Consider the following 347-nt stretch of genomic DNA (forward strand, 5'->3'; position numbering starts at 1 on the left):
ATATTTATAAGTCGCAAATGCATTACTCTCACCTTGTTTTGTGATAGCTACAATTTGGTCATTTTCATTCCATGTATACTTGTACTTGCCATCTGATGTACGATTTCCATTCGCATCATACGTTAACGATTCGTTTCCGAATTTTACAAGTTGATTTCCTTCATTAAACGTTGCCGCTATAGATTTTGTTTCTTTTCCATTCTCTACAACTTTCACACTTGTACGGTTTCCAAATCCATCATATGTGTATGATTTAGTTGTTCCGTTTGGTAATGCCTCGTTTAATAATTGGTTAATCGGGTCATATACAAAGTTTGTTTCTGTTACTTTTCCGCCTGCACCTTCAT

At 35.2% G+C, this 347-nt stretch carries 1 protein-coding gene; it reads right to left on the reverse strand.

Going from position 1 to position 347, the window contains the following annotated elements; all coding sequences use genetic code 11:
* The coding region (locus tag MR113_RS27575) for an RHS repeat domain-containing protein (protein ID WP_242257499.1) at nucleotides 1-347 on the reverse strand (347 nt) is incomplete at both ends.

It is taken from the genome of Bacillus cereus group sp. BfR-BA-01379, from assembly GCF_022663605.1.
Lineage (GTDB): Bacteria > Bacillota > Bacilli > Bacillales > Bacillaceae_G > Bacillus_A > Bacillus_A mobilis.